Origin of the sequence: Xanthobacter sp., from assembly GCF_041911315.1 — a bacterium.
Lineage (GTDB): Bacteria > Pseudomonadota > Alphaproteobacteria > Rhizobiales > Xanthobacteraceae > Xanthobacter > Xanthobacter aminoxidans.
Map to the genome: position 1 here is coordinate 65556 of NZ_JAYRPE010000016.1, position 23722 is coordinate 89277.

A 23722-nucleotide genomic window follows, 5' to 3' on the forward strand; every position below is an offset into this window, starting at 1 on the left:
GCCTGAGCGGAGAAAAGGCTCAGTCCGCGTAAGGGTTGTCCTTCTCGCGCAGCGTCAGCCGGATCGGCACGCCGGGCAGATCGAAGGTCTCGCGGATGCCGTTCACCAGGTAGCGAATATAGCTCTCCGGCACCGCATCGGTACGCGAGCAGAACAGCACGAAGGACGGCGGGCGCGCCTTGGGCTGGGTCATGTAGCGCAGCTTGATCCGCCGGCCGGATACCGCCGGCGGCGGATGATTTTCCGTCACCTGCTGGAGGAAGCGGTTGAGCGGATTGGTGGCGACACGCTTGTTCCACACCTTGTGGGCGCTCGCGATGGCCGCCACCAGCTTGTCGAGCCCATGACCCATGAGGCCGGAGAGGGGGACGATGGGTACGCCCTTCACCTGGGGCAGCAGATGGTCGATCTCCTCGCGCAACCGGGTGGCGAGGCCGCCGCGGGGCACGAGGTCCGCCTTGTTGTAGCCGATGACGAGGGCCCGGCCCTCGCGCGCCACCAGATCGGCGATGCGCAGGTCCTGCTCCTCGAACGGGCGGGTGGCGTCGATGAGGATCACCACCACCTCGGCGAACTTCATGGCGCGCAGGGCGTCGGCTGCGGAGAGCTTCTCGAGCTTGTCATCGATGCGCGAACGCTTCCGGAGCCCGGCGGTATCGAACACCTCCAGCGGAATGCCGGCATAGGTGACGTTGACCGAGATGGAATCGCGGGTGATGCCGGCCTCGGGACCGGTCAAAAGGCGATCCTCGCCGAGCAGCTTGTTGATGAGGGTGGACTTACCGGCATTGGGCCGGCCGAGCACCGCCACCTTGATGGGCCGGCGCGGCTTCTCGGGCTCGACCTCCCCCTCGGCGGGGATCTCGTCCGCCTCGTCCTCTTCCTCTTCGTCCTCCTCCTCCAGCCGCGTCTGCTCGGGCAGGGCGTCGCAGATGGCGTCGTAGAGGTCGGAGAGGCCCTCGCCGTGCTCGGCGGAGAGCGGGATGGGATCGCCGAGGCCGAGGCCGAAGGCTTCCAGTGTCCCGGCCTCGCCGCCCCGCCCCTCGCTCTTGTTGGCGACGAGGATGACCGGCTTGCCGGCCTTGCGCACGAGATCGGCAAAAGCGCGGTCGGTCGGGGTCAGCCCGATGCGGGCGTCGATCATGAAGAGGATGGCGTCGCAGTCGCCGATGGCCGCCTCGGTCTGGGCGCGCATGCGCCCTTCCAGGCTCGCAGGGGTCGCCTCCTCGAGGCCGGCGGTGTCGACGATGCGGAAGGTGAGGTCGCCGAGCCGCCCTTCGCCCTCGCGGCGGTCGCGGGTGACGCCGGGGCGATCATCCACCAGCGCGAGCTTCTTGCCCACCAGGCGGTTGAACAGGGTGGACTTGCCGACGTTGGGACGCCCGACGATGGCCAGGGAAAAGGTCATGAAATGGGCTCGCGGCCGGCGGTCGGCTTCAGGTCTGAGGGATCATTGCTGCGGCTGGCCCTTCGGAGGGGTGGCCGGCAGATTGTCGATGGGGGCGTTGGCGTTGCTCGGCTGGCCGAGGCCGGTCGAATAGTCGACGCCGGGCACCCCGTTGGGGAACACGGGCGTGCGTGCGCCCGGCACCGGCGGCTTCTTCTGGTCGAACGGGTTGAGGTTCTCCAGCGTCTCGCAGCCGGCGGCCGTCAAGGCGAGGCCGAGCGCGAGCGCGAGGCGCAGGCTGCGGGTGACAGGGCGTGCCATCATCAAGCTTGTCCTCCTCATGCGCGTCGCGGTCATGCGGCTCCTCACGGGGTTCACTGGGTCGGCGCGCTGCCGGCGGCCGCTTCACCCGCGGGGGCGGTGGCCGAGGCGGTGAGCCGCCGGATGAGCTCGGCCCGAGAGCGGACACCGGGCGGGGTCTCGCTGTCGGTGGTGATGTCGGTGGCGGTCTTGTTGGCGGCGGCAAGGTCGCCGGCCTTCAGCTCGGCCAGCGCCAGCGTCTCGCGCGCCGAATGGCGCAGCGGGCCGGTGCCGTTGGCGATGCCGCCGATGCGCTGCTTCACTTCCGGCAGGCCGGCCGTATCAACTACCAGCAGGGCGGCGCGCACCAAAGCGAGGTCACGGGCAAGCGGCGGCACGGAATTGTCGGCGGCAATGGCATCGAAGGCGGCGATGCCGGCCGCCTTGTCGCGGGCGGTGGCGGCGGCAGCCGCGCGGAACAGAGCGAGGGTGCGGTAGCCGGCCGGCCCGCTCTTGGCGATGGCGGCGAAGGCGGCCTCGGCCTCCTGCATCTTGCCGGCATCGAACAGGGCGACGGCGCTCTCATACGCCTCGCTGGCCTTCACCGCCTGCTCATGGCGCCAGTACTGGTAGCCGCTCCAGCCCGCAGCGGCGAGAATCACCAGCACGCACGCGGCAATGATGACGCCGCCGAAACGGTCCCAGAGCTTGCGCAGGCGATCGCGCCGGAGGTCTTCCTCGATCTCGTGAAAAATGTCGGTCATGAGCTGAGAGCTTCGGGATCCAGGACTTGGGGGTGGCCTGCCGAAGCAGGACCTTGCCGGCGACGCCGCACCGGGACGAGGGCGCGTAAAGTATCCATGCGGCCTCATCGTGGCAAACGGGCGTTTTTGAGGCGGCTCGGCCTTGGCATGAGGGGTGCTCGGCGTAGGATACCCCCGCCCGATGGGGCACCGGATCGGGAGTTATGGCCGTCACAACCCGCGCGAACCCGTCTCTCGCCGCCTCACAGTCATTTGAATACCGCCTCCAGCGCACGCCGGTGGGGGTGGTGCTGCTCGACACGGATCTGCGCATCCGCTCGGTCAATCCGGTGGCGCTGCGGCTGCTCGCGCCGGCGGGGCAGCGGCTCGCGGGTGTGGATATCCTCTCGCTCCATCCCGGCGAGGCGCGGGACAAGGTGGCCTTTCTCATTGAGCGCGCCCGCGCCTCGCAGGACGGCACCTCCTCCCTGGTGGTGACCACCGCCATGGGCACGCTGGTCGCCAAGGTCAGCCGGCTCGAGGCCGCACCGGACGCCCCGCCCGACGGTTTCTTGATGATGATCCACGCCTTGGTCGAGGCGCCCATGATGGGCCGCGCCGCCGGGGCCGATCTGGAGGTGGAGGGGCTGGCGGTGGCGGGCGCGGAGGCCATGGCAGCCCTGTGCCCCCTCATGAAACTCCCGCTGGTGCGCGGCAAGGGCGATGTCATCAGCCTCATCGACGTGACCGAAGTCGCCTTCCTGGTCGCCCAGGGCCACTATGCGGAGGCGCGCACCGCCAACTTCTCCGCCTTCTGCCCGCGGCCGCTCGCCGATCTGGAGCGCCGGCTCGATCCAGCGCAGTTCGTGCGCGTGCATCGGCGCTATCTCGTCAACATGCGCCACGTCCGCGCCGCCGCGCGTGAGGACGGCGGCTGGCATCTCGTCATGGCGGATGCCGGCGAGACACGGGTTCCGGTCAGCCGGGGCAAGGTGGAGGATATCCGGCGGCGGCTGGGGGTCTGAGGCGCGGCGCCGACCGCCATTCGTGCAACCCTGATGTCGTTGGTGCAGGACGCTTGTGGGCCGCGCCTTCGGCTTTGAAGCCGGCCCCCTTCACCGCCCATGGTCTCCTCGACGCGCTTCGGCGCCCGATGGAGGACGATGCATGACCGAAGCTGCCGCCGGCTTTCCCGCTTTGCCCTTCGCGCTCGAAGCGCCCGACCGCTACCTGACGTTCCAGGGGATCGATTTCGAAGGGAACATGAAGGTGGTGCTCACGCACCTGTTGCGCTACATCGACGACCCGGCCCACGGCAACGCCTTCTGGGACCGCTTCAAGGCCCGGCTGTCAGCCGCGGAGGCGGGCGGCGCCACCATCTGCGACAAGCTGCTGCTGCTCCATTCCCACGTCTATTACATGGTCGAGCTATTCGAGGAGCACGAGGACGAGGTCGCGCTGACCGACCTGAAAAGGCTGGAGGAAGAGTGCTTCTGATCGTCACCCGGCCTCGGGTGGCGGCGCGGGACGGAAGCCGGCCCGCTTCAGCCGCACGATGGCGAGATCCAGGGCGGAGAGGAATTCGGACCGGGCGCGCGGCGAGAACGGTTTCGGACCTCCTGTGACGGCGCCGGCCGAACGCAGCTCTTCCATCAGGTTTCGAGTCGCGAGTTGCATGCCGATGGAATTGGCGGTGAAGGGCCGCCCGTCCGGCGCGATCACTGAGGCCCCAGTGGCGACGCAGCGTGAGGCGAGCGGCACGTCGGCCGTCACCACCACGTCCCCGCGCGAAACGCGGGCGGCGATGAAGTCATCCGCCACATCGGGGCCGGAGGGCACGATGACCCGCTCCACCAAAGGATGGCGCGGCACCATGAGCGGCGCATTGGCCACCACCAGCACGCGAATGTGGTGGCGGAAGGCGACCTTGTACGCCTCCTCCTTCACCGGGCAGGCGTCGGCGTCGATATAAAGGGCAATGGGCTCTTCGCGGGGGGCGCTCATGCCTGACCCATGGCAGGCCGGCGGCGCGGCGGCAAGGTGGCCCGGCCCGCCTCAGGCGGCGGACGCGGGCTCCTCCGCCGGAGCATCGGCGGGCTGGGACGAGGCGCGGCGCTTGCGCCAGGGGATGGCAATGGTGGCGAGATTGTCCAGCATCCCGAGCAGCTTGCCGCCCTGCTCCAGCTCGCGGTCCAGCGCCGCCATGGTGGGCGCCAGGCCCGGATCCTCGTCCTTCAGCCAGGTATCGAGCACGCGGGCGAACAGAACAGCCAGCCCCTTGGCCCTGACACTGCCGGACAGGCCCGCGCAATCGATGCCCGCCGCCGCCAGCATCCAGCGCTGCGACGCTTCGGAAAGCCGCAACAGAGTGAGTGCGAGGATCGGATCACGGCGGGCGGAGCGGGAGAGGCCGCGCACGGCCTCCCGGTGGGGCTCCAGCGCATCAAGGCGGCGCATGAGCACTTCGAACAGCCGCTCGCGCGGCCCCTCCCCCGCCAGATCGTCGCTGTCCGGACCGCCCTCGGCGAGCACCTGCCGATCGGTGGTTCGGAAGAAGGCGGCGAGGAGATCGTCGGTCGATGCGTACGAAGCGCGCATCTGCGCCAGCGGCACGCCGCAATGCGCGGCCACCTCGGATAGCGAGATGGCGCGAAACGGCTTTTCGGCCAAAAGATCGAGAAAGCTGCGCAGGCAGGCCTCGCGCGCGGTCTCCGCAGTCATGGCCCTACTCCTCGATAAAAGACGATGCCCTCAGCCGGCGAGTTCCTTGCCGCGCCGGGTGGCGGCGGCAACGGCTTCCACCATCAGGGGCGGAAAGCCGCGGCCTTCATCCATGAGAACGGCCAGCGCCGCCGCGGTCGTGCCGCCCGGCGAGGTCACGTTCTGGCGAAGTGTCGCGGCGGAAAGATCGGACTGGTCCATCAATGCACCCGCGCCGGCCACAGTCGCCCGGGCGATGCGGGCCGAGAGGTCCGCCGGCAGACCGGCGGCCGCGCCCGCCTGCGCCATCACCTCGGCGAGGAGGAATGCATAAGCGGGGCCGGAGCCGGAGACGGCCGTCGCCGCGTCCATCAGCGCCTCATCATCGATCCATTCGACGATGCCGATGGCGCCGAGCAGCGCGGCGGTGAGGTCCTTCTGCGCCTGTGTCACGCCCGGCGAGGGCACCGCGACGCTCACCCCGCGACCGATGGCGGCGGGGGTGTTGGGAATGGAGCGGACGATCGCGGCATTCGCGCCGAAGATGTCGCCCATGAATGCCATGGTACGCCCGGCCATCACCGAGACGACAAGGGTGCCCGGATTCACCAGCGAAGCGACCGCCGGCAGCGCCTGGGGCGCCACCTGCGGCTTCACCGCGAGGAGCAGGACCGACGGCGCCGCGATGGCCTCATGCGCGGGATTGACCGAGACACCTTTGGCCGCGAGCGCCGACGCCGATTCGGCCGTCAGGTTGGGATCGAGCACCACGGCCTTGTCCGCCGGGAGGCCCAGCTTGAGCCAGCCTTCCAGCATGGCCGAGCCCATCTTGCCGCAGCCGAGCAGCACCACCGGACCAGACAGGGATTTCAGCACGCTCTCGCTCATGACCGCCTCTTGAACCGGACCGCTCTGCAGGCACGTCCGCGCCCGCGGACCCCGCAGAGGACATCACATAGAGGAGGCTCACGCCCCGCGCCACATCGGCGGCGGGGATCGCACCCACAGCATGGACGCCAGAGGGCCGGCTGCCGCCGGCCCCCGGTGGCGCGGCTCAGGCCTCGCCGACAGTCTCGAACATGGCCGTGTCCATGGCCTCGCGGGCGGTCTTGCCGGCCCAGACCACGAACTGGAAGGCGGGATAGTAGCGCTCGACCGCATCGAGGGCGGCATCGAGGATGGCCTCGCACTGCCGGTCGGAGGCGGTGGCGCCGCCCGCCAGCACCAGCGCGTGGCGGAACATGATGACGCCCTCCTGGGACCACATGTCGAAATGGCCCAGCCACATCTGCTCGTTGACGAGGGCGAGGAGCTTCAGCACCTCGGGGCGGCGCCCCTCCGGCACCTTGAAGTCGAAGGCGCAGGCCACATGGAGCGCCTCGAGCTCGTCCATCCACTGGAACGAGACATGGCAGTCCGTCCAGCGGCTGGCGAGCGAGAGGGTGATCTCGTCCTCGTCGGAGCGCTCGAACGACCAGTCGCGCAGAGCAGCGAGCTGCTCCACGAGATCAACGGGGTTCGCCGGCGCATCGGCTTCGATGTCGATGAGAGACATGGCCTCGACCTCGCGGTTTGAGGAACGCGGAGAGGGTCGAAAGCGGCACTCCGTGTGACAGGCCACGGGCAGACAGTAGCCAGGGCATGCGCAGGCGGCGTGCCGTTCGGAGGCTCGCCGTCAGGACATGTCCCGAAAGAGCGTGTCCTTCAAGAGAGCATCCTGGCGAGGCTGCGCCCCGTCGTATTCGAGCGCTACGACGAACCGGCTCCGAATCGCCACGAAAATCAGTATATCGCGGGTAAAGTTTTCCCCGCTACGACAGATTGTGTGTGCGCCACCCGTTCAGTGCCCTTTTGTCGCAGGGGCGGGATGTCGCCAAATATTCCGCTGCGGAAGGGTGTCAGGCAGCTCCGCCGGGCACTTCGGTCTCCGGGCCGGTGGGGCCGGAAGCTGTGGGATGGGTGTGGATGCGCAGGTTCGCCTCCAGCACGGCGATGCGGGCGGAGAGGCGCTCATTCTCCATGCGGGCCTCGGCGACCATGTCCTTCACAGCCTCGAATTCCTCGCGCTTCACAAGGTCCATGTCGCGCAGGAAGCGCTCCATCTGCGACCTCATGACCGTCTCGGCCTCGCGGCGGACCCCCTGTGCCACACCCGCGGCGTCGTTCACGAGACGCGCCATCTCGTCGAAAAGGCGGCCGGTGGTCTGGGTCATGGAAGCCTCCTGAGGCCAAGCAGCTGCGTGCCGTCACGGCGAAATCGATCCGGCAAGACCGGTGGGCCGAACATGGCGGCAGGGAGCGCAGGACGCAAGGGTGCAGCGCAACATTGCACGATTACCTCCCACGGTCGCTTCCGCCACCCTTCCCGACTTTAGCCGATCCAGAATGGCTCACCCCACGTACCGTGCGGCTGGCGCTGTCGCGAAATGAGGAGCGCAGTCCTCGCCCTCGTGACGGCGCTTGAGAGTCCGCGCTTCCGCGGCTTGCTCCTCAGGTTTCGTCCCGAGCCACCGCCTGACCCAAGGGAAAACATGGCGCGACCCAAGGCGCCCATGCCGGCGGCTTGACGCGCTCCGGCCGGTCGCGGCAGATGGCGCGTCGGTGCCGCCATACGGGGAAACGATGCCCACCCTCGCTTTGCCCTTCCCCGCCATCGATCCCGTGCTGATCCAGGTCGGCCCGCTGGCCATCCGCTGGTATGCGCTCGCTTATATCGCCGGCCTCGTCATCGGCTGGCTGCTGGCGCGGCGGCTGGTCTCCCGCCCGGCTCTGTGGGGCGGCACCTCCCCGATGACCCCGCAGGATCTCGACGATGCCCTGTTCTGGGCGACGCTGGGTGTGATCCTCGGCGGCCGGCTGGGCTATGTGCTGTTCTACAATCCGGCCTTCTTCGCCCAGAACCCGGCGGACATCTTCGCGGTGTGGAAGGGCGGGATGTCGTTCCACGGCGGGCTGGCGGGCACGCTCTTCGCCCTCGTGCTGTTCGCCCGCTCCCGCGGCATCCCGGTCTTCTCGATGCTGGACGTCGCCGCCGTCGTGGCGCCCATCGGGCTGTTCTTCGGCCGACTCGCCAATTTCATCAATGGGGAGCTGTGGGGCCGGCCGGCGGATGTGCCGTGGGCCATCGTCTTCCCCCACGGCGGGCCGCTGCCGCGCCATCCGAGCCAGCTCTACGAGGCGGGGCTTGAGGGCATCGTCCTCTTTCTCATCATGCTTCTGGTGGTGCGCAGCGGTGAGCTGAAGCGCCCCGGCGTCGCCGCGGGCATCTTCGGCATGGGCTACGGCATCGGCCGCATCATCGGCGAGTTCTTCCGCGAGCCGGACGTGCAGCTCGGCTATCTCGCCTTCGGCACCACCATGGGCATGTGGCTTTCGGTGCCGCTGGTGCTGGCCGGGCTCGGGCTGCTCCTTTACGCGCTGAAGCGCAAGCCGGCGCCGTGACCACGCCGCTCGAAGAGGAAATCCGGCTGCTGATCGCCGCCGAGGGCCCCATGCCCGTCAGCCGCTACATGGCGCTCTGCCTCGGCCATCCCCGGCACGGCTATTATGTGACGCGTGATCCTCTCGGTGCACGTGGCGACTTCACTACCGCCCCCGAGATCAGTCAGATGTTCGGCGAGTTGATCGGCCTGTGGGCGGTGGCCGCCTGGCAGCAGATGGGCATGCCCGACCCGTTCCGGCTGGTGGAGCTCGGCCCCGGCCGCGGCACCCTCATGGCCGATGCCCTGCGCGCGGCGCGCCTCGTTCCGGCGTTCGGCGCAGCGGCGCGCATTCATCTGGTGGAGACGAGCCCGGTGCTGCGCCAGGCGCAGGCGCGTGCGCTCGCGGCGCACGAGGAACGGACGGGCGAGCGGGTCTCATGGCACGCCCGCATTGAGGACGTGCCCGCCGGGCTGGCTATCGTCCTCGCCAACGAGTTCTTCGATGCCCTGCCGGTGGATCAGTATTTATGGACCGGCGCCGGCTGGCATGAGCGCAAGGTCGGCGTCGGCGCCCAGGGACAACTCACCTTCGGCCTCGACACCGCCCCCTCCCGCATGGCGCCGGCCCTCGCCGCCTACCTGCCGCCGCCCGGGCCGGGCGCCGTGCTGGAAGTGATGGAGAGCGGCCCCGCGCGTGCGCTTGCCGGGCGCATCGCGGCCGAGGGGGGGATCGCCCTCGCCATCGATTACGGCCATGCCGGCGGCCATGGCGACACATTGCAAGCGCTCAAGGCCCACCGCTTCGCCGATCCCCTTGCCGATCCCGGCGAGGCCGATCTCACCGCCCATGTGGATTTCGCCCGCCTGGCCCTGTTGGGGCGGGAGGCCGGCCTGAAGGCGTTCGGGCCGCTGGAGCAGGGCGATTTCCTTGCCCGCCTCGGCCTTGCCGCGCGTGCCGACCGGCTGGTGCGCGATGCGGCGCCCAATGCAGCGGCCGCCGTCGCCGCCGCAGTGCGCCGCCTCGCCGGAACGGGGGATGGCGAGATGGGGCGGCTGTTCAAGGTGCTCGCGCTCGCCCATCCTCACCTTGGCACGCCGCCCGCGTTCGACCCGTCCGAGGAGTTCACGAGATGAAGATCGAGGCGCCCCTGCTCAGCGCCCTGCCCGGCATCCGCCATGCCTTCTTCACCCGGCGAGGCGGCGTCTCGCAGGGCATCTATCACAGCCTCAACGGCGGCACCGGTTCCAATGACGATCCCGCTGCCGTGGCGGAGAACCGCTCCCGCATGGCCGAGGCGCTGGGCGTTGCGCCCACGCATCTCCTCGCCTGCTGGCAGGTCCATTCCGCCGACGCGGTCGTGGCCACCGAGCCGTGGACCCGCGAGACCGCGCCCAAGGCCGATGCGGTCGTCACCGCGACGCCGGGCATCGCCGCCGCCATCTCCATCGCGGACTGCGGGCCGATCCTGTTCGCCGATCCCGGCGCGCGGGTGGTGGCCGCCGCCCATTCCGGGTGGAAGGGGGCGGTGGGCGGCATCGTCGCCGCGACCGTCGCCCGCATGGAAGAATTGGGCGCGCGGCGGGCCGACATCCGCGCCGTCATCGGGCCGCTGATCCGCCAGCCGAGCTACGAGGTGGGCGAGGAGTTCGTCGGACGTTTCCTCGCCGAGGACAAGGGCTTCGCCCGCTTCTTCGCCCCCGCCGACCGGGCGCATCATTCTCTGTTCGACCTGCCCGGCTTCATCCGTCTCAGGCTGGAGCAGGCGGGCGTGGGGCAGGTGCAAGACCTCGGCCTCGACACCTATACGGACGAAGAGCGCTTCTTCTCCTATCGCCGGACCACCCACCGCAAGGAGCCGGACTACGGCCGGCTGATGGCCGCCATCACCCTCGCATGACGTTGCGGAAATGCCGATGAAATCCTCCGATGCCGTCCTGCTCATCGTCCCCGGCTGGCAGGGCTCCGGTCCCGACCACTGGCAGAGCAGATGGGAGCGCAGCCTCTCCGCCGCCCGGCGGGTGATGCAGCCCGACTGGGACAGGCCTGACCCGAACGAATGGCCGCGCCGCCTCGCCGAGGCGGTAACGGTGGCGGACAAGCCGGTGGTGGTGATCGCCCATTCCCTCGGGGTGCCCACTCTCATCCATGCTGTGCCGCTGCTGCCGGCGGGCAAGGTGAGGGCGGCCTTCCTCGTTGCCCCGCCTGACCTCGATCGGGCGGACATCGACCCCGCCATCGCCGGCTTTGCCCCGGTGCCCACGGCGCCCCTGCCCTTCCCCTCCGTTCTGGTTGCGAGCCGGACTGATCCCTACTGCGACTACCGCCGCGCCGAAGGCTTCGCGCTCGACTGGGGCGCGGCCATCGTCGATGCAGGCGACGCGGGGCATATCAATGCCGAGGCAGGCTACGGACCGTGGCCGGAGGGTTCGGTGCGCCTGCTCGGCCTTCTCCAGTCGCTGGGCTGAGGCAGGACAAGGCTTAAGGAGCCATCAACCACATCACGCGGCCGGCGCTGCCCTAACGGGATTTCCTGCAGCCGTTAACCGCACCTTAACCGTTTTTCTGGACCCGCCCGCCATTTCCCGCTACCCCTTCGGCGACAAGCTCAACGCCGGGAACCGTCATGCGGGTATCAGAGGCAGTGGTTCAGGACGCAGCAGCCGAACACGCGGGCCTTTCCCGCGCCGCACGCCGCTTCATCTCCCCACTTCGCCTTGCCGGGCTGGCCCTGTGCCTCGCCCTCGGCGCCTGCCAGACCGATGGCTCCGGCATGGCGAGTTCCGGCGCTGGCGGCGCGGTCGCCTTCGACAGCATCGACGGGCCGCCCCAGGCCACCTTCGAAAAGCTTGTGGGCCAGCTCAATTCCGAGGCGGAGACGCGGCGCGTGGCTGTGGCCTCCCGCTCCAGCGGTGCCGCCTACCGGGTCAAGGGCTACCTCGCCATGCACGTCCAGAAGGGCACCGCCACGGTCGCCTATGCCTGGGACGTCTATGACCGCAACCAGAACCGCGTCGCCCGCCTCTCCGGCGAGGAGCCGGCCGGACGGGTGAAGGGCAAGATTTCGGACGGCTGGGCCGCCTGCGACGACAAGGTGCTCGCGCGCATCGCCGACAAGTCCATGGCGAGCCTCGCCGAAACGCTCGGCGTCGGTGGCACGGCGCCTGCACCGGTTGCCACGGCCACCGCCGCCGCACCCGCGGCGCAGGACGAGAAGCCCACGGCGGCCGAGCCCACGATCCGGCCCGACCCCGCCGGAGTGCCCGTGGCGGCCCTCGAAACGCCCGGCACAGCCCTCGGCTACGCCGCGAACTGACCGGACGACACGACATTCCGGCAACAGCCGCGACCGACGATGGCGTGGTCCTGTCTTCTGCCGTGCCGTGGCTCTTTACAACATTGTGACGGGCCGCCTATCAGAGCCGGACAAGTCTCGTTTCCGACCCTTCGATCAGGCCCGGTGCCGGGCGGAGCGTCCCAATGTCAGCGGAGAACGGTCCCATGAAGCTCGTCGCGGGCAATTCCAACCGCGCGCTCGCTGAAGCCATTGCCGCTTATCTGGCGACGCCGCTCACCAAGGCGGTGGTGCGCCGCTTCGCCGACATGGAGATCTTCGTCGAGATCCAGGAGAACGTGCGCGGACAGGACGTGTTCGTGGTGCAATCCACCTCGTTCCCGACCAACGACCACCTGATGGAGCTGCTCATCATCATTGATGCGCTGCGCCGCGCCTCCGCCAAGCGCATCACGGCGGTGCTGCCCTATTTCGGCTATGCCCGCCAGGACCGCAAACCCGGCCCGCGCACACCCATCTCCGCCAAGCTGGTCGCCAACCTCATCACCCACGCCGGTGCCGACCGCGTGATGACGCTGGACCTGCACGCCGGGCAGATCCAGGGCTTCTTCGATATCCCCACCGACAACCTTTATTCCGCGCCGGTGATGGTGCGGGACATCAAGGAGCGGTTCGACACCTCCAACGTCATGGTGGTGTCGCCGGACGTGGGCGGCGTGGTCCGCGCCCGCGCGCTCGCCAAGCGCATCGACGCCCAGCTCGCCATCGTCGACAAGCGCCGCGAGCGGCCGGGCGAGAGCGAGGTGATGAACGTCATCGGCAATGTGGAAGGCCGATCCTGCATCCTGGTCGACGACATCGTCGATTCGGGTGGAACGCTGGTGAATGCGGCGGATGCGCTGCTCGCCCGCGGCGCCAAGGAAGTCACCGCCTACATCACCCACGGCGTGCTTTCGGGCGGCGCGGTGGCGCGCGTCACCGCGTCCAAGCTCAAGGAACTGGTGATCACCGATTCCATCCTGCCCACCGAGGCCGTGCGGGTGGCGCGGAACATCCGCGTCGTCTCCATCGCCACCCTCATCGGCGAGGCCATCGCCCGCACCGCGCATGAGGAATCGGTCTCCAGCCTGTTCGACTGAAGCTTCGATTCAGTCCCGAGGAGAGGCGCCCGACCCGTTCGCCTCTCCTTCCACCTCGCCCTTGCGCTGCAGCCACAGCATGACGAGCCAGCAGGTGGAAGCCCAGGCGGCGCCGAGCGCCCAGCCGCCGACCACGTCGGTGGGCCAATGCACGCCGAGATAGATGCGGCTGATCCCGACGATGACGGTGATGACCACCGCCCCGCCCAGAAGGAACAGCTTCACCCGCGTGCGCTTCTGCGTGCGGGCGAGCAGGGCCGCGAGGGTCAGGTAGACCACTGCCGCGAGCATGGCATGTCCCGACGGGAAGCTCTGGGAATAGACCGACATGCCATGGGGCACGAGGTCCGGCCGGGGCCGGTCGAAGCCCCACTTCAGGCCTTGCGACAGGATGGTGCCGCCTGCCACCGACACCGCTACGAGCAGTGCCGCATGGCGCTTGCGGGTGAGGATGAGGAAGAAGATCACCGCCAGCGTCAGCAGGGTGAGCACGCTGGTACCGCCCAATGCGGTCAGGTCACGCATCATCTCCTCCACCCAGGGCGGACCGAGGGGGTCGGACGGATCAGCGGGATTGCGCAGTGCGAGGAGAATGCCGCGGTCGAGGCTGCCGGGCGCGCCTTCCGTCACCTCGTCGGCCACGACGAGGAAGAGATAGAAGGCGAAGGCAATGAAGCCGACCACGGCCAGAGTCGCCCGCTCCATGGTGCTCACCGAGGCGAGCAGCGGACCAATGACGGGCAGGGTCTCAAGACGCCGAAGGCCGCGCTTCAGCAGGGAGGGAGGGGGCATATCGCTCACCCGGCAAGGTTTGGCCGGAGCCGGGGCGGGCGTCAACTCCCCCAAAGGAAAGGGCGACGCCGTTGCCAGCGCCGCCCCTTCCGCATGAAGAATGCGAGGTCGCTCAGGCGGCCTGCTGCTTCGGGCGCACCTCTGCGGAATAGGAATCCATCAGCTGATGCGTGATTCCCGAGGGGGTGAAGGTCCAATCCGCGATCGAACCGACCGGGGTCACCTCCGCCGCCGTGCCGGTGATGAAGCACTCCGAAAAATCGGCCAGCTCCTCCGGCTTGATGTGACGCTCGACCACCTCGATGCCGTGGCGGCGGGCGATATCGATCACGGTGCGACGGGTAAGACCGTCCAGGAAGCAGTCCGGGGTGGGGGTGTGGATCACCCCGTCCTTGACGAAGAACACGTTGGCGCCAGTGCACTCGGCCACGTAGCCGCGATAGTCCAGCATCAGCGCATCGGCGAAGCCGCGGCGCTCGGCCCGGTGCTTGGAGATGGTGCAGATCATGTAGAGGCCGGCGGCCTTGGCCCGGCAGGGGATGGTCGCCGGATCGGGACGGCGCCACTCGGACAGATCGAGGCGCAGGCCCTTGAGGCGCTGCTCGGGATCGAAATAGCTCGGCCACTCCCACACGCCGATGGCGAGGTGGATGGTGTTCTTCTGGGCGGCGACACCCATCATCTCGCTGCCGCGCCAGGCGACCGGGCGGATATAGGCGTCGACGAGGCCGTTCTTCTCGAGCGTCGCCTTCTTGGCGGCGTCGATCTCGCCAATGGTGTAGGGGATGGTGAAGTCGAGCATCTCGGCCGACAGGCGCAGCCGCTCGGAATGCTCGGCGCTCTTGAAGATCTCGCCGCCATAGGCGCGCTCACCCTCGAACACCGTGCTGCCGTAGTGCAGGCCATGCGAGAGCACGTGCAGCTTGGCATCGGCCCACGGCACGAAGACGCCGTCGTACCAGATCCAGCCGTCGCGTTGGTCGAAGGGGACACCCTGAGCGCTCATCTTCTCAACTCCTGTTCAGACCGCGTCGTGCGCGCGGCTTCCCCCCTGCGTCACCGCAGCTTTCCAGCGGTCCCGCATGGGGATATCTTTACGCCTGCTTGGAAAGCCGGCAAAGCCGCGAAACGATCGAACCGGCAGGGCGATGCCCGCGACCGATCATTTCGTGGAACACGCTCTTTGGGTAACGATCAAAACGAAAAAAGTCAACATGGCTGACATAAATTCCGCGCTCGCTTTGTCGGACGCCCCCAAGACCGCTGCTGATGCCCCCCCTCCTGCTGCGGCCGAGGCCGCGCCGCTGGTGGATTTCGTCGAGCTGCTGTTCTTCGCCTATCGCGATTTCGTGGCCGATCCGGACGAGATCCTGGCGCCCATCGGCTTCGGGCGCGCGCACCATCGCGTGGTCCATTTCGTCAACCGGCATCCGGGAATGCGCGTCACCGACCTGCTCGACATCCTGCGCATCACCAAGCAGAGCCTGGGCCGGGTGCTGCGGGAACTGGTGGATGAAGGCTTCGTCGAGAGCCGGGCCGGCGCCTCGGACCGGCGCCAGCGCCTGCTGTTTCCGACCGCGAAGGGCGAGACCCTGGCGCGCCAGTTCGTGGCCCTGCAGAGCCGGCGCATCGAGACTGCGCTGGAGGCCAGCGGGGTGGAGAGCCGGGACACGGTGCGGCGCTTTCTTCTCGCCATGATCGACCCGGAGGATCGCGTGCCCGTGGAGCGACTGATCGAGCGGGCAGACCGCGCGGCCCGGGCGCGGCGCGGGTGAGCGCACCCCGCACCGATCCAGCCACTGCCGCGCGTCCACCAGAAAACGAGACCTAGATGACCCTTCGCGCTTTCCGGGAGGCCCCGCGTCATGGCTGAGGCCGCGCCCGCATCCGTCGCCCTCGCCGACGACGCCCCCCATCTGCTCGTGGTGGATGACGACAACCGCATCCGCACGCTCCTGTCGCGCTTCCTCACCGAGAACGGCTATCGTGTCAGCACCGCGGCCTCCGCCGCCGAGGCGCGGGCGCGGCTGGAGGGACTGGCCTTCGACCTTCTGGTCCTCGACGTGATGATGCCCGGCGAGAGCGGGCTCGACCTCGCCCGCGACATCAGGCGCGGCTCGGCCGTTCCCATCCTCATGCTCACCGCCCGCTCGGAAACCGCCGATCGCATCACCGGCCTTGAGGCCGGCGTGGACGACTATCTCGCCAAGCCGTTCGAGCCCCGCGAACTGCTGCTGCGCATCGGCTCGATCCTCAAGCGCGCGCTTCCGCCGCCGCAGAAGGCCATCGAGAGTGTGCGCTTCGGCGAGTTCGCCTTCCATCTGGAGCGCGGCGAACTGACCCGAAACGGTGAGATCGTGCGCATCACCGAGCGCGAGCGCGACATGCTGCGGGCGCTGGCCGAGGCACCCGGCGATACTGTGCAGCGCCTCGCGCTGGCGGGCGGCGGGGCGGCGAGCGAGCGTGCCGTGGACGTGCAGGTGAACCGCCTGCGCCGGAAGCTCGAGCGTGATCCCGCCAATCCCGTCTATCTCCAGACCGTGCGCGGCATCGGCTATCGGCTGGTGGTGACGCCTTGAGCGTGGCGGAAAGCCCTTCGGGTGTCCGGCACTGGGCGAGGCTGGTGCTCGTCTGGCTGAGGGACACCACCAACGGCTTCGCCGCTTGGTTCAACCGGGTGACGCCGAAGGGGCTTTATCCGCGCTCTCTGCTCATCATCGTCACGCCGATGGTGATCCTGCAATCGGTGCTGGCCTTCGTGTTCATGGAGCGCCACTACAATGTGGTGACGCGCCGCCTCTCCGCCGCCGTCAGCCAGGACATCTCCGCCGTCGTCTCGCTCTACGATCTCCTGCCGAAGACCAACGACCACATCGCCCTGCGCACCTTCGCCTCGCGCAATCTCTCGCTCAACGTGGCGGTGCTGCCGCCCACCGATCTGCCGCCGCCGGGGCCGAAGCCCTTCTTCTCGGTGCTGGACGCCGCCCTCTCCCGCGAGATCGGCCTCAGGCTGAAGCAGCCCTTCTGGCTCGACACCGTGGGCCGCTCCATGCTCATCGAGGTCCGGGTGAAGATGGATGACGCCGTGCTGCGCATCTTCGCCCCGCGCAACGCCGCCTATGCCTCCAACTCGCACATCTTCCTCTTGTGGATGGTGGGTACCTCGCTGGTGCTGCTGGCCGTCGCCATCCTGTTCCTGCGCAACCAGATCCGCCCCATCGAGAACCTCGCCGATGCTGCCGAGGCCTTCGGCAAGGGCCGCGACGTGGAGAATTTCCGCCCCCGCGGCGCCCGCGAGGTGCGGCGGGCCGCCATCGCGTTCCTGGAGATGAAGCGGCGCATCGAGCGGCAGATCGAGCAGCGCACCACCATGCTCGCCGGCGTCTCCCACGACATGCGCACCATCCTCACCCGCTTCAAGCTGGAGCTCGCCTTCCTGCCGGAGGGCGAAAGCGAGGCGCTGAAGAAGGACGTGGACGAGCTTCAGGGCATGCTGGAAGCCTACCTCGCCTTCGCCCGTGGCGACCCCGGCGAGCAGGCGGCCCTCACCGACATGGGCGAGCTGATCGAGGACCTGCGCCTCAATGCCGAGCGCGACGGCGCCGCCGCCACGGCGAGCTTCATGGGCCCGCCTCTGGTGGAGGTGAAGGCCGACCAGCTCAAGCGCTGCATCGGCAACCTCGTGAACAATGCGGTGCGCCACGCCCGCCGCATCGCCATCTCCGGGACGCGGGATGCGCGCTACCTGATCGTGACCGTGGATGACGACGGCCCCGGCATTCCCGAGGAGAAGCGCGAGGAGGTGTTCCGCCCCTTCCTGCGCCTCGACGATGCGCGCAACCAGGATGCCGGCGGCTCCGGCCTCGGCCTCTCCATCGCCCGTGACATTGCCCGTGCCCACGGCGGCGACATCCAGCTCTCCGACAGCCCCATGGGCGGCCTCAGGGCGACGGTCCGCATCCCGGTCTAGCTCATTCTTTATGCATGCCCGAAGCTTGGGCTTGCCCCTCTTCGCCGGCTGATGGTCCACTGGAGGGATGGACCAGCTGCCCCCGCCTCCGCCCTTTCAGCCCTCGGATTTCGCCCAGACCCATCCGGGCCTCGCCCTGCTGCGCCTCGCCGCGCTGCTGGCCGAGGGGAGCGAAGCGGACGAGGAGACGCTCGACATGATGTTCGAGCAGATGGAGGTCGGGGCGCTCGACGGTCTCGCTCCCGGCGACATCTGGGCGGAATTTTCCCGTGGGCTGATGGGCGCGCGGCCGGGTGCCATGGTGAAGGCGCTGCGCGAATGCGGGGTGCTGGAACAGCTCTTCCCTGAAATTTCCGCGGTCTTCGGCATACCGCAGATCACCGACACCGCGGACGAGATCGATCTCGGGGAACTCCTCGTCGCCGCGCTCAACGAGGCGGGGCAAAGGGCGGCGCCTCTGGAGGTGCGGGTCGCCCTGTTGCTGATGCACGCCGGGAAATCGGATTCCCCGCGCGAGCATCTGCCTGTCCACTATCGCCACATCGAGCGCGCCACCCCGCGCGTCGCGGCCGCGTGCGACCGCTACGACTTGCCCGAGCGCTGCCGCGACCTCGCGCTCCTGTCCCTCCACGAATGCGAGCGGGTGCAACGCGCCTCGCCGGTGCGCGCCGGGCCGCTGGCCGCCATGCTCGACCGCACCGGCGCCTTTCGCGATCCCGAGCTGTTCGAGGCGCTGATGCTGGTCGCCACCTGCGACTATTTCGGCCACGGAGACCGCATGGGCGAGACCCACCCCAAGGTGGAGCTGCTGCGCGCCGCCCGCGATGCCTGTGCCAGCATCGACGCAGGCGGCCTCGACGCCGACGACATCGCGCTCGCCCGCGCGCAAGCCATTGCCACCGCGTTCAAATCCGAGCGATGGGAAGAGGCGTGAGGCTCAGAACAGGCGGCCGCCGTCCGGCACCTTGAGGCTCGGCGAGATCAGCACCACCGCGCCATTCTCGTCGGGAAAGCCGAGGGTCAGCACCTGGGACATGAACGGGCCGATCTGGCGGGGTGGGAAATTCACCACCGCCGCCACCTGCTGGCCCACCAGATCCTCCGGCGTGTAATGCACTGTAATCTGGGCGGAAGATCGCTTCACGCCGATCTCCGGACCGAAATCGATGGTCAGCTTGAAGGCGGGTTTCCGTGCCTGGGGGAAGGGTTCGGCGGCCACGATGGTGCCGACGCGGATATCCACCTTCAGGAAGTCGTCGAAGGTGATGACGGGGGCGGAAGAGCTTTCGTCGGACATGGCGGCCTGCTGCTGCGATGCCTCCTTATAGGCCATGGGCGACGGCCTCCGCGAGCCCCGAAAGCGCGGCATCAGCTTGACAGTAGAGGGGGCGCAAAATAGGAACCAAATGTTTACCATACCCGGGCGGGGGATCGGACAAGTGACTTTCAGGACACGCCTTTTTGCCGGCTTCATCGCACTCGCGACCCTCGGCCCCGCCCTGCCCGCAACGGCGCAGGAGCAGGCCTATGACCGGGTTGGCCGCTGGTCCATCTCCGTCGTCTATGACGGTAGCCGGTTCGGCTATTGTGCCGCCGACGTGGATAACGGCAAGGTCCAGTTCCGCATCGGGACGGACGGAAAGTCTTGGCAGATCGGCGTGCCTTACTATGGCAACGTCTCCGGGCCGATGGATGTCTATTACGGCTTCGGCGGCGCGGCGGAGATGGGCACCTTCCATGCGGAGGGGGACGGCTGGGCCTCCATGATGATCAACGACGACCAGCTCAACGCCTTCAGAACATTGCCGGAATTCTCGGTGAACCTGGACCGGGGCGAGCAGACCTTCAAGCTCGCCGGGGCGGCGCAGGCCATCGACAAGGCCCGCGAGTGCGCGCGCAACAAGGGCCAGAAGGCCGCCCCGCCCCCGCCGCCCCCGCAGCAAAACGTGACCAACGGCAAGAATTGCCCGCCCTTCGGCACCGTCCGTTCGCAGAACAGCAACGCGCCGGTCAAGGTGATGTTCGTGAATCTCTCGAAGGTTCCGTTGAACATCATGTGGATCGACTTCAACGGCGAGTGGAAGAAATACCACACGCTGGCGCCCAATTCCAACGTCACCCAGCCCACCTACGGCACCCACCCCTGGATCGCCGTGGACTCCCGCGGCACCTGCCACGGCGGCGTCATGTACGGCAACCCCGCCTCCCGCACGGAGGGGGATAACATGTTCCAGATCTGGGACTGAGGGACCGCCCGACGCAACCGCCCCGGCATGGCCTGACCGGCCTGTGCCGGGGGTGTTTCACCGGGTTGCCGGTGGGGATATCGGTGGGGTTCGGGTGGCGGTTCGGCTGAGAGTCAGCGGAATCGACGCCGGAACCTCTCCTTAAGTGCAATAATACCTCTTTATTTTTGGACCTCCCCTTCCGGGGCCGGGACACGACAGAGCGCCGTTTGGCGCCTTTCCGGCGGACCTCCACCCCTCCTCCGTCGTCATGCCCGGCCTCGTGCCGGGCATCCACGTCGGGCCGACCGCGCACCCTTGCGAGCATCGTCCCCAGCCTCACCACGTGGATGGCCGGGACAAGCCCGGCCATGACGGTGGGAAGAGCAGCGCACGTTGTGGTCGCCTGACTAGTCTATTGCCGAAGTGCAATTATTGGTTGTATACTGCAAGGGCAAGTCAACTGTGGCGGTTGGACGATGATGAGCGAAGAGCAATTTAACAAGCTCCTTGATAGCTTGGGGCAGCCAAACTGGGCCGAGAAGTGGACTTTTATCCTCTTCGCAACATCAATATTGATTGCAATCGTCTCGCTTTTTTATGTGCGGCTCCAAATAATGGCCGACCATCGACGTAGCCAGCGCAAGGCAGCAAGCGATATGTGCATGAAATGGACCGAATTTTTGGCACCAGAGACGTCCAGCGTCACAAAATTTATTGAAAAACTTACCCCTCAGCAAGTCGACGCAGTTGCAAATTTGGGCGTACTTGAGGTGGGCAAGGGATACAAGGCAGTATTGGTTGACATGCTTGAGTTAAAGTTTGAAAACATTGACCAAAATATAGATAAAATGGAAGAAAATGGAACAATCAAAATAAATGGAAGGGAACTTCAATATATCAGGTACATTGCTGTAAGATACCTCAACATGTTAGAATCGATTCTCTTGTCTTGGTCCGAAGGGGTTGCCGATCGCGATGCCATTTTTCGAGAATTTTCATACATCTACGATGAAACCAAGAATTTTACCGTAATGGAGGTTTTAAGAAAAAAATTGGGTGAGAATTCATTCCCAGCAATTCAGCTTTTTGTTTATGCAGTTAAGAAAAAAAGAGACGATGAGATTTCAAGAACATACAGAAAATCTGTAATCAAATAGCTCACCCTCACCCCTCAAACCGCTCCACAAACTCCGCCACCCGTCGATCCACCCGCACATCCCGCCCCGTAATCGCCCGCACCAGCGAGAGCCCCTCCAGCGTCCGCGCGCGGGAGAGCGCCACATAGGCCTGCCCTGGCGCGAAGGCGCCGTCGGCGAAGTCGATGCGGACGTCGGTGAGGGTGAGGCCTTGCGCCTTGTGCATGGTGAGGGCCCAGGCGGGGGCGAGGGGGAGTTGGGTGTAGGTGCCCACCACCTGCGCCTCCAGCCGGCCGCCGGGCTCGTCCCAGCCGTAGCGGATGCGTTCCCAGGTGAAGGCCTCGATCTCCACGCTGGGGCCGGCATCGAGCTTCACCAGCGCCGAATGGGGGCCGAGGCCCGTCACCGTGCCAACCGAGCCGTTGACCCAGCGCCGGGCGGGATCGTTGCGCAGGGCCATCACGCGGGCGCCGCGCTTCAGCACCAGCTTTTCCGCCACCGGCAGGCGATCGCCCTCCAGCCCGAACTCGCCCTTGAGCAGCCCGCCGAATTCGCGCCCCTCGTCCGGCAAGGCGGCAAGACCGCGGGCGTTGTAGGCGTCGGCGCGGGCGTTGGTGGGGGTGAGGAGAACGGGCTGCGCGCCGTCGCGGTGGGGGCGCACGCAGGCTTCGTTCAGCGCCTCCGCCGCCTCGCGGGCGCCACGGCCCCGGCGCAAGGCGTCGAGCATGGCGATGAAGGCGCGGTCGGTCTGGCGGTGGACGAAAGTGAAGGGCACGCCCGTCACCTCGCGGCCATCGAGCGCCTTGGCGTGGAAGGCGAACGGCCCCTCGTAGCCCATGCGGCCGAGCATCTCCTGCTCGGCATAGGGCACCACGGGGGGAAGCTGGAGGAAATCGCCCACCAGCACCATCTGCACGCCGCCGAAGGGCTCCGAGTTGTCGCGGGCGATGCGCAGCGAGATGTCGACGGCGTCCAGCAGGTCCGCCCGCACCATGGAGATCTCGTCGATCACGACCCGGTCGAGCTTCTTCAGCAGGCGCCGCACCTGCGCGCGGGGCTTCACCTCGTCCGGGTTCTGGAGGCGGGGCGGAATGCCGAAAAAGGAATGGATGGTCTGCCCGCCCGCCTGAAGCGCGGCGACCCCGGTGGGCGCGAGCACCACCTGCCGGCCCCTCGGGGCCTTGCGCAACTCGTGCAGGAAGGTGGTCTTGCCCGTGCCCGCGCCGCCCAGCACCATGATGAGCGGGGCCTTCGCCTCGATGGCGGCGAGCGCCCGCCCGGCCGCATCCGCGCCGGGGGTTTCTGTTGGCGCGGGCAGATCGCTCACGAGATGAGACCCTCAGGAGAGGAGACCCGCCTCGCGGGCGAGGTCGATGAGGGGGCGCTGGGGCCGCGCGCCCATCTGGCCGATGATCTCCCCCGCCGCCAGCGCGCCGAGGCGCAGGCTGGTGGCCGGGTCGAGCCCACGGGTGTAGCCCGTGAGGAAGCCGGCGGCGAAGAGGTCGCCCGCGCCGGTCGTGTCCAGCACGCGCTCCACCGGATGGGCCGGCACGCTCACCACCGCCTCGCGGGTGACGAAGGAGGCGCCCTTCTCCGAGCGCGTCACCACGGCTTCCTTCGCGTCCTTGCGCAAGGCGACGAGGGCGGCGTCGAAATCGGAGGTCTCGTAGAGCGACTTCAGCTCGCCCTCGTTGCAGAACACGAGGTCCACCGTGCCGGAGACGATGAGGTTCTTGAACTCCGCGCGGTAGCGGTCCACGCAGAAGGTGTCGGAGAGCGAGAGCGCCACCTTGCGGCCGGCGCCGTGGGCAATCTTCGCGGCGGCGAGGAAGGCCTCCTTCGCGGCCGGCGGGTCCCACAGATAGCCTTCGAGATAAGTGACGGCCGCGCTTTCCACCATGGCGGCGTCGATGTCGGCGACCACGAGGTTCTGCGCGGCGCCGAGATAGGTGTTCATGGTGCGCTCGCCGTCCGGCGTCACCAGGATGAGGCAGCGCGCGGTGGCCGGGCCGTCGGCGGCGGCCGGGGTGCCATAGGCGACGCCAGCGGCGCGGATGTCGTGGCCGAACACGGTGCCGAGAACGTCGTCCTTCACCTTGCCGATGAAGCCGGCCTTGCCGCCCAGCGAGGCGACGCCCGCCGCGGTGTTGGCGGCCGAACCGCCCGAGGCCTCGGTGCCCGGGCCCATGGCGGCGTAGACGTCTTCGGCCCGCGCCTCGTCGATGAGCGCCATGCCGCCCTTCGCCATGCCGTTGGCGGAGAGGAAATCCTCCTCGGCGCGCGAGAGGACATCGACGATGGCGTTGCCGATGGCGAGGACGTCGAGGGCGGAAGCGGTCACGGGAAGGTCTCCGGAAGGTTCGGCGAGGGGTAGCATCCGCCTTGGTGCGGTGCAATCGCCGGGCCACCCTCAGCCCGCCGCCCCTTAACCTTTCCGCAAGGAATGCCCACCGCCCCGCCCGGCCCCGCGCCTTCGCACTTGCAACCGGGGCGGCGTTCTGAACAATTCCATCCGTCTGCTTACAAACGGGGCCTGCCCGAAGCACAGGCGGGAGCGCACGTTGCGGAGCGTCACGAGACGTGATGCCGCGCGGGACCTTCCGGGTGCTAAA

General features: G+C 68.0%; 27 protein-coding genes. 14 read left to right on the forward strand and 13 right to left on the reverse strand.

The window, feature by feature from the left end; all coding sequences use genetic code 11:
• Nucleotides 1–19 precede the first annotated feature (19 nt).
• From der to ACE3QW_RS06260, 3 genes are read right to left on the reverse strand one after another with little or no spacing between them, the layout of a single operon-like run.
• A complete protein-coding gene (gene der / locus ACE3QW_RS06250; RefSeq protein WP_250165010.1) occupies nucleotides 20–1408 on the reverse strand; it encodes a ribosome biogenesis GTPase Der in 1389 nt (462 codons plus the stop codon).
• Between the two features lie 42 nt (nucleotides 1409–1450).
• Nucleotides 1451–1711 (reverse strand): hypothetical protein, encoded by a 261-nt coding sequence (locus tag ACE3QW_RS06255; protein ID WP_024277099.1) that lies wholly within the window; start codon nucleotides 1709–1711, stop codon nucleotides 1451–1453.
• 50 nt (nucleotides 1712–1761) lie between these two features.
• Nucleotides 1762–2451 carry a tetratricopeptide repeat protein gene (locus ACE3QW_RS06260; protein ID WP_029556723.1) on the reverse strand — a complete coding sequence of 230 codons (690 nt, stop codon included), beginning with the start codon at nucleotides 2449–2451 and terminating at the stop codon, nucleotides 1762–1764.
• 203 nt (nucleotides 2452–2654) lie between these two features.
• On the opposite strand from ACE3QW_RS06260, the gene ACE3QW_RS06265 reads away from it, so the two are divergent.
• The gene (locus ACE3QW_RS06265) at nucleotides 2655–3455 is read left to right on the forward strand and encodes a LytTR family transcriptional regulator DNA-binding domain-containing protein (RefSeq protein WP_374250851.1); all 801 of its coding nucleotides are present in this window, start codon (nucleotides 2655–2657) and stop codon (nucleotides 3453–3455) included.
• 142 nt (nucleotides 3456–3597) lie between these two features.
• Nucleotides 3598–3927: a N(2)-fixation sustaining protein CowN gene (gene cowN / locus ACE3QW_RS06270; protein WP_374250852.1), complete on the forward strand. Its 330-nt coding sequence runs from the start codon at nucleotides 3598–3600 to the stop codon at nucleotides 3925–3927.
• 3 nt (nucleotides 3928–3930) lie between these two features.
• Here the strand turns inward: cowN and ACE3QW_RS06275 are convergent, their stop codons facing one another.
• The 5 genes from ACE3QW_RS06275 to ACE3QW_RS06295 all read right to left on the reverse strand — a co-directional run bounded on the left by ACE3QW_RS06275 (nucleotide 3931) and on the right by ACE3QW_RS06295 (nucleotide 7343).
• Nucleotides 3931–4434: a YaiI/YqxD family protein gene (locus ACE3QW_RS06275; RefSeq protein ID WP_250165007.1), complete on the reverse strand. Its 504-nt coding sequence runs from the start codon at nucleotides 4432–4434 to the stop codon at nucleotides 3931–3933.
• A gap of 51 nt (nucleotides 4435–4485) precedes the next feature.
• Nucleotides 4486–5151, reverse strand: coding sequence for a TetR/AcrR family transcriptional regulator (locus ACE3QW_RS06280; protein WP_374250853.1), 666 nt, complete (start codon nucleotides 5149–5151; stop codon nucleotides 4486–4488).
• Between the two features lie 30 nt (nucleotides 5152–5181).
• Nucleotides 5182–6018: a pyrroline-5-carboxylate reductase gene (gene proC / locus ACE3QW_RS06285; protein WP_374250854.1), complete on the reverse strand. Its 837-nt coding sequence runs from the start codon at nucleotides 6016–6018 to the stop codon at nucleotides 5182–5184.
• Nucleotides 6019–6184: 166 nt separating this feature from the next.
• Nucleotides 6185–6685 carry a YbjN domain-containing protein gene (locus ACE3QW_RS06290; RefSeq protein WP_029556717.1) on the reverse strand — a complete coding sequence of 167 codons (501 nt, stop codon included), beginning with the start codon at nucleotides 6683–6685 and terminating at the stop codon, nucleotides 6185–6187.
• Nucleotides 6686–7028: 343 nt separating this feature from the next.
• Nucleotides 7029–7343: an accessory factor UbiK family protein gene (locus tag ACE3QW_RS06295; protein ID WP_024277091.1), complete on the reverse strand. Its 315-nt coding sequence runs from the start codon at nucleotides 7341–7343 to the stop codon at nucleotides 7029–7031.
• Between the two features lie 409 nt (nucleotides 7344–7752).
• Here ACE3QW_RS06295 and lgt point away from each other — a divergent pair, with 409 nt between their 5' ends.
• The 6 genes from lgt to ACE3QW_RS06325 all read left to right on the forward strand — a co-directional run bounded on the left by lgt (nucleotide 7753) and on the right by ACE3QW_RS06325 (nucleotide 12984).
• Nucleotides 7753–8571, forward strand: a complete 819-nt coding sequence (gene lgt, locus ACE3QW_RS06300; RefSeq protein ID WP_024277090.1) for a prolipoprotein diacylglyceryl transferase — start codon at nucleotides 7753–7755, stop codon at nucleotides 8569–8571.
• Nucleotides 8568–9686 carry a class I SAM-dependent methyltransferase gene (locus tag ACE3QW_RS06305; protein ID WP_374250856.1) on the forward strand — a complete coding sequence of 373 codons (1119 nt, stop codon included), beginning with the start codon at nucleotides 8568–8570 and terminating at the stop codon, nucleotides 9684–9686. The genes lgt and ACE3QW_RS06305 overlap by 4 nt, the downstream gene beginning before the upstream one ends.
• A complete protein-coding gene (gene pgeF / locus ACE3QW_RS06310) occupies nucleotides 9683–10450 on the forward strand; it encodes a peptidoglycan editing factor PgeF (protein WP_374250857.1) in 768 nt (255 codons plus the stop codon). Before ACE3QW_RS06305 ends, pgeF begins: the two co-directional genes overlap by 4 nt.
• Before the next feature lie 16 nt (nucleotides 10451–10466).
• Nucleotides 10467–11018, forward strand: coding sequence for an alpha/beta hydrolase (locus ACE3QW_RS06315; protein WP_250165001.1), 552 nt, complete (start codon nucleotides 10467–10469; stop codon nucleotides 11016–11018).
• 158 nt (nucleotides 11019–11176) lie between these two features.
• A complete protein-coding gene (locus tag ACE3QW_RS06320) occupies nucleotides 11177–11866 on the forward strand; it encodes a hypothetical protein (RefSeq protein ID WP_374250858.1) in 690 nt (229 codons plus the stop codon).
• Between the two features lie 164 nt (nucleotides 11867–12030).
• Entirely contained in the window at nucleotides 12031–12984 is a 954-nt protein-coding gene (locus ACE3QW_RS06325) for a ribose-phosphate pyrophosphokinase (RefSeq protein WP_024277085.1), read from the forward strand.
• Nucleotides 12985–12993: 9 nt separating this feature from the next.
• Here the strand turns inward: ACE3QW_RS06325 and ACE3QW_RS06330 are convergent, their stop codons facing one another.
• Together ACE3QW_RS06330 and ACE3QW_RS06335 are read right to left on the reverse strand one after the other, a co-directional pair.
• Nucleotides 12994–13776, reverse strand: a complete 783-nt coding sequence (locus tag ACE3QW_RS06330) for a phosphatase PAP2 family protein (RefSeq protein ID WP_374250859.1) — start codon at nucleotides 13774–13776, stop codon at nucleotides 12994–12996.
• Nucleotides 13777–13888: 112 nt separating this feature from the next.
• Nucleotides 13889–14782 carry a branched-chain amino acid aminotransferase gene (locus ACE3QW_RS06335; RefSeq protein ID WP_024277083.1) on the reverse strand — a complete coding sequence of 298 codons (894 nt, stop codon included), beginning with the start codon at nucleotides 14780–14782 and terminating at the stop codon, nucleotides 13889–13891.
• Nucleotides 14783–14990: 208 nt separating this feature from the next.
• Here ACE3QW_RS06335 and ACE3QW_RS06340 point away from each other — a divergent pair, with 208 nt between their 5' ends.
• From ACE3QW_RS06340 to ACE3QW_RS06355, 4 genes are all read left to right on the forward strand, one after another.
• The gene (locus ACE3QW_RS06340) at nucleotides 14991–15551 is read left to right on the forward strand and encodes a MarR family winged helix-turn-helix transcriptional regulator (protein WP_374250860.1); all 561 of its coding nucleotides are present in this window, start codon (nucleotides 14991–14993) and stop codon (nucleotides 15549–15551) included.
• A gap of 90 nt (nucleotides 15552–15641) precedes the next feature.
• Nucleotides 15642–16355, forward strand: coding sequence for a response regulator (locus ACE3QW_RS06345; RefSeq protein ID WP_029556708.1), 714 nt, complete (start codon nucleotides 15642–15644; stop codon nucleotides 16353–16355).
• Nucleotides 16356–16399: 44 nt separating this feature from the next.
• Complete coding sequence (locus tag ACE3QW_RS06350; protein ID WP_245279445.1) at nucleotides 16400–17746, forward strand: ATP-binding protein; 1347 nt, start codon at nucleotides 16400–16402, stop codon at nucleotides 17744–17746.
• Nucleotides 17747–17813: 67 nt separating this feature from the next.
• Nucleotides 17814–18680: a tRNA nucleotidyltransferase gene (locus ACE3QW_RS06355; protein WP_374250861.1), complete on the forward strand. Its 867-nt coding sequence runs from the start codon at nucleotides 17814–17816 to the stop codon at nucleotides 18678–18680.
• 3 nt (nucleotides 18681–18683) lie between these two features.
• Here the strand turns inward: ACE3QW_RS06355 and ACE3QW_RS06360 are convergent, their stop codons facing one another.
• On the reverse strand, nucleotides 18684–19043 hold the full coding sequence (locus tag ACE3QW_RS06360; protein ID WP_374250878.1) for a tRNA-binding protein: 360 nt from the start codon (nucleotides 19041–19043) through the stop codon (nucleotides 18684–18686).
• A gap of 142 nt (nucleotides 19044–19185) precedes the next feature.
• Between ACE3QW_RS06360 and ACE3QW_RS06365 the strand changes: the two genes are divergently transcribed.
• Together ACE3QW_RS06365 and ACE3QW_RS06370 are read left to right on the forward strand one after the other, a co-directional pair.
• Nucleotides 19186–19992, forward strand: coding sequence for a hypothetical protein (locus tag ACE3QW_RS06365; protein ID WP_374250862.1), 807 nt, complete (start codon nucleotides 19186–19188; stop codon nucleotides 19990–19992).
• A gap of 458 nt (nucleotides 19993–20450) precedes the next feature.
• Nucleotides 20451–21131 carry a hypothetical protein gene (locus ACE3QW_RS06370; protein ID WP_374250863.1) on the forward strand — a complete coding sequence of 227 codons (681 nt, stop codon included), beginning with the start codon at nucleotides 20451–20453 and terminating at the stop codon, nucleotides 21129–21131.
• Between the two features lie 7 nt (nucleotides 21132–21138).
• On the opposite strand, the gene ACE3QW_RS06375 is transcribed toward ACE3QW_RS06370, so the two are convergent.
• The gene (locus ACE3QW_RS06375; RefSeq protein WP_374250864.1) at nucleotides 21139–22437 is read right to left on the reverse strand and encodes an ATP-dependent RecD-like DNA helicase; all 1299 of its coding nucleotides are present in this window, start codon (nucleotides 22435–22437) and stop codon (nucleotides 21139–21141) included.
• 12 nt (nucleotides 22438–22449) lie between these two features.
• Nucleotides 22450–23451, reverse strand: coding sequence for an adenosine kinase (locus tag ACE3QW_RS06380; protein ID WP_374250866.1), 1002 nt, complete (start codon nucleotides 23449–23451; stop codon nucleotides 22450–22452).
• Nucleotides 23452–23722 lie beyond the last annotated feature (271 nt).